Consider the following 4252-nt stretch of genomic DNA (forward strand, 5'->3'; position numbering starts at 1 on the left):
TCTCCCCATGCGAGAGTAGGGAACTGCCAGGCATCAAATAAGCCGGAAGCCTCATGCGAAAGCATGAGGCTTTTTGCGTTGTGTCTTTCTGAAACACCGCAAGCGCTCCCCCTTCGGATACGGTAAACTAGCCCTGTTTTTGCATCAGGATAGCGTGAATGAATCTCTCCCTTAAGCCGTGGAATACCTTTGGTATTGAGCATAATGCCCGTCGCATCGTATGCGCTGAGAACACCCAACAACTGCTGGAAGCCTGGCAGAGTGCAGTAGAGCATCAGCAACCCGTGCTGATCCTTGGAGAGGGCAGTAATGTGCTTTTCCTTGAGGATTTTGCCGGAACCGTCATCATCAACCGTATCAAAGGCATCACGATTAGCGAAGAGGCTGATGCATGGCTTCTGCACGTTGGCGCCGGTGAGAATTGGCATCAGCTTGTGCAATTCACGCTTGAGCGCGGCATGCCCGGTCTCGAAAACCTGGCGCTGATCCCAGGCTGTACGGGTTCCTCACCTATCCAGAACATCGGCGCATATGGCGTTGAGCTGCAGCGTGTCTGTGATTACGTTGATTGCGTGGAGCTGAGCAGTGGCAAACACCAGCGGTTAACTGCAAAAGAGTGCCGCTTTGGCTATCGTGACAGCATATTCAAGCATGAGTACCAGGATCGCGTTGCGATCACTGCTGTAGGGCTGCGTCTGATTAAAGCGTGGCAACCGGTGCTTACCTACGGGGAGTTAAACCGGCTTGATCCTGCGACGGTCACGCCTCAGCAGGTCTTCGATGCTGTGTGTCATATGCGTATGACTAAACTGCCGGACCCAAAAGTTTACGGTAACGCGGGTAGCTTCTTCAAAAACCCGGTGATCAATGCGGAACAGGCGATAGCTTTGCTGGCTGCTCATCCTCAGGCCCCGCACTACCCACAGGCCGATGGCTCGGTAAAACTGGCCGCTGGTTGGCTTATCGATCAATGTCAGTTGAAAGGGACATCAACAGGGGGAGCTGCCGTTCATCATTTACAGGCTCTGGTGCTCATTAATGCTGGCCAGGCGACAAGTGATGATGTAGTTCAGCTTGCCCATTTAGTGCGCAAACGCGTCGGTGAAAAATTCAACGTCTGGCTGGAACCAGAAGTGCGCTTTATTGGTCATGCCGGTGAGGTGAATGCCGTGGAGGTTATTGCGTGAAAGATAATACTATCCCCTTGACGCTCATCTCGCTCCTGGCTGATGGCGAGTTTCACTCCGGTGAACAGCTTGGCGAAAGCCTGGGAATGAGCCGGGCTGCAATCAATAAACATATACAGACGCTCCGGGACTGGGGGGTTGATGTGTTTACCGTGCCTGGAAAAGGCTACAGCCTTCCTGAACCTATTCAACTGCTGGATGAGAAATTCATCCGGCGCGAAGTTGATCAAGGGAGTGTAGCTGTATTGCCGGTCATTGACTCCACTAACCAATATTTGCTGGATCGCCTTGCGGGATTGCAGTCAGGAGATGCCTGTGTCGCCGAGTATCAGCAGGCGGGTCGCGGTCGCCGTGGCCGCAAATGGATTTCTCCCTTTGGCGCTAATCTCTATATCTCTATGTACTGGCGTCTTGAACAAGGCCCTGCTGCCGCTATCGGCTTAAGTCTGGTTATCGGCATTGTCATGACTGAAGTATTGCGCGACTTAGGTGCCGATAAGGTAAGGGTTAAATGGCCTAACGATCTCTATCTTCAGGATCGCAAACTCGCAGGGATTCTCGTCGAATTAACGGGCAAAACAGGCGATGCGGCACAGATCGTGATCGGTGCCGGTGTGAATTTAGCCATGCGAAATGCGCAGGCAGGAGAGATCAATCAGGGGTGGATCAATCTGCAGGAAGCGGGCGTTCGTATCGATCGAAACGTTCTTGCGGCCCGGCTTATCACTGAGTTACGCAGCGCTCTGCACTGCTTTGAACAAGAGGGGCTTGCGCCTTTTCTTCCTCGCTGGGAAGTACTGGATAATTTTATCAACCGACCGGTTAAATTGATTATTGGCGAGAAAGAGATTTTCGGTATCTCTCGCGGCATCGATTCTCAGGGGGCTTTATTGCTTGAGCAGGATGGTGTGGTTAAACCCTGGGTGGGTGGAGAAATATCACTGCGCAGCGCGGAATAACAATAAGGGAGCAGAAATGCTCCCTTTTAATTACTTACGAAGACGCACTTCCTCAACAGCATGATTAGCGCTTTTGGTCATAATCAGGCTCGCCCGCTCGCGCGTTGGAAGAATATTTTCTTTAAGATTTAGCCCGTTAATTTCTTTCCACAGCGATTGCGCGATCTCGACAGCTTCCTCTTTCGATAATTTCGCATAGTTGTGGAAATAGGAATCCGGATTGGTAAACGCCCCTTCGCGGAATTTCAGGAAGCGGTTGATATACCAGTTCTGCAGCAACTCCTCAGGCGCATCGACATATATTGAAAAATCGACAAAGTCAGAGACAAATACATGATGCGGGTCATGAGGATAATCCATACCGCTTTGCAGAACGTTCAATCCTTCAAGAATCAGAATATCGGGCTGAGCAACCGTTTTATCGCCATCCGGAATAACATCATAAATAAGGTGCGAATAGACCGGCGCGGTGACATTGGTCACTCCCGATTTGATATCTGATACGAATTTCACAAGGCGATGCATATCATAAGATTGCGGAAAGCCTTTCTTCTTCATCAGGCCGCGATCTTTCAACACCTGGTTTGGATGCAAAAAACCATCGGTAGTAATGAGTTCAACGCGACGATGCTCGGGCCAGCGACTTAACAAGGCTTGCAGCACACGCGCCGTGGTGCTTTTACCTACTGCCACGCTTCCGGCAATACTGATGATGTAAGGAATGCGCTGCCCATTAGTGCCAAGAAATTGTTCAAGCACAGCCTGGCGGCGCAAGTTAGAGCTGATATAGAAATTGAGTAAACGGGAAAGGGGAAGATAAATTTCTGCCACTTCTTCTAAAGAAAGGTCTTCATTAATGCCTTTTAATCTTGCGATTTCACCTTCGGTCAGCGTCATGGGAACCGAAGCACGAAGGGCAGCCCATTGGCTGCGATTAAACTGTAGGTAAGGCGTCATTAACGTTTGCTCTTTTTTACTCATACGCTTTTATCGGCCTGCCATGGCTCTCTGCGGTGCGCCCGGCGGCGCGCAACGAGAGCGTCTCTTTAGATAATGCTATGGCTCGGCGTTATTAAATAAGTGGGAACAATGGGCAGGAGGTTAACACCAGATGACAGTGAATAATATGAAAAATCACACCCTGGAGAGGGTTTCCCATCCATCGATGATGCCCATTAAGAAGAATGCGCAGCCAGGCAAGGAAACGAAAGGGGATGAACCGACCTTTTAGTGCACCAAATTCGCGAGCAGTAATGGTGGTTTTTTCCACGGTGTTGCATGAAATTACAGCATTTATTCGCGTTGTCGTGCAAAATGTGAGCGATAGAGCATTTTGTGCAATTTTTTTGTTGCATCCCTCCGCAGGTCTCCCTAGAATGCGCGCTACTTGATGCCGACTTAGCTCAGTAGGTAGAGCAACTGACTTGTAATCAGTAGGTCACCAGTTCGATTCCGGTAGTCGGCACCATCAAGTCCGGTGGGGTTCCCGAGCGGCCAAAGGGAGCAGACTGTAAATCTGCCGTCACAGACTTCGAAGGTTCGAATCCTTCCCCCACCACCATTTTCGGTTACGCTAAAACGTAACCTGAGTTGGTGTCAGTAGTGAATCAGCTCTCAGGGAGAGAATCTTCTCCCGGCAATACAGAAGCACTGGGTAGCCGAGTTTCAGGATGCGGGCATCGTATAATGGCTATTACCTCAGCCTTCCAAGCTGATGATGCGGGTTCGATTCCCGCTGCCCGCTCCAGACGTGCTGATATGGCTCAGTTGGTAGAGCGCACCCTTGGTAAGGGTGAGGTCCCCAGTTCGACTCTGGGTATCAGCACCACTTCACTTCTCCTTCCTGGTTTCTCTTCTGTTATTTAGCATTCAACGAGTCGGGCATGTTGCCTGGTTGATGTGGTGATATCACCGATTTATCCGTGTCTTAGAGGGACAATCGATGTCTAAAGAAAAGTTTGAACGTACAAAACCGCACGTTAACGTCGGTACTATCGGCCACGTTGACCATGGTAAAACAACGCTGACTGCTGCAATCACTACCGTACTGGCTAAGACCTACGGCGGTGCTGCTCGCGCATTCGACCAGATCGATAACGCGCCGGA

The 4252-nt window shown here is 50.4% G+C and carries 4 protein-coding genes and 4 tRNA genes; 7 read left to right on the forward strand and 1 reads right to left on the reverse strand.

The window, feature by feature from the left end:
* The first annotated feature begins 158 nt into the window (after positions 1-158).
* Together murB and birA are read left to right on the forward strand one after the other, a co-directional pair.
* Entirely contained in the window at positions 159-1187 is a 1029-nt protein-coding gene (gene murB, locus PU683_RS21940) for a UDP-N-acetylmuramate dehydrogenase (protein ID WP_277174648.1), read from the forward strand.
* The gene (birA, locus tag PU683_RS21945) at positions 1184-2146 is read left to right on the forward strand and encodes a bifunctional biotin--[acetyl-CoA-carboxylase] ligase/biotin operon repressor BirA (RefSeq protein ID WP_277174649.1); all 963 of its coding nucleotides are present in this window, start codon (positions 1184-1186) and stop codon (positions 2144-2146) included. Before murB ends, birA begins: the two co-directional genes overlap by 4 nt.
* Before the next feature lie 30 nt (positions 2147-2176).
* On the opposite strand, the gene coaA is transcribed toward birA, so the two are convergent.
* Positions 2177-3127: a type I pantothenate kinase gene (gene coaA, locus PU683_RS21950; protein ID WP_034812588.1), complete on the reverse strand. Its 951-nt coding sequence runs from the start codon at positions 3125-3127 to the stop codon at positions 2177-2179.
* 411 nt (positions 3128-3538) lie between these two features.
* On the opposite strand from coaA, the gene PU683_RS21955 reads away from it, so the two are divergent.
* From PU683_RS21955 to PU683_RS21975, 5 genes are all read left to right on the forward strand, one after another.
* A tRNA-Thr gene (locus PU683_RS21955) sits at positions 3539-3614 on the forward strand.
* A gap of 8 nt (positions 3615-3622) precedes the next feature.
* A tRNA-Tyr gene (locus tag PU683_RS21960) sits at positions 3623-3707 on the forward strand.
* 111 nt (positions 3708-3818) lie between these two features.
* A tRNA-Gly gene (locus PU683_RS21965) sits at positions 3819-3893 on the forward strand.
* Positions 3894-3898: 5 nt separating this feature from the next.
* A tRNA-Thr gene (locus PU683_RS21970) sits at positions 3899-3974 on the forward strand.
* A 114-nt stretch (positions 3975-4088) separates the two neighbouring features.
* Positions 4089-4252: GTP-binding protein (locus tag PU683_RS21975; protein ID WP_001445782.1), on the forward strand; the 164-nt coding region annotated here is incomplete at its 3' end.

It is taken from the genome of Candidatus Kosakonia sp. 282A-S69 (assembly GCF_029433855.1).
Lineage (GTDB): Bacteria > Pseudomonadota > Gammaproteobacteria > Enterobacterales > Enterobacteriaceae > Kosakonia > Kosakonia cowanii_A.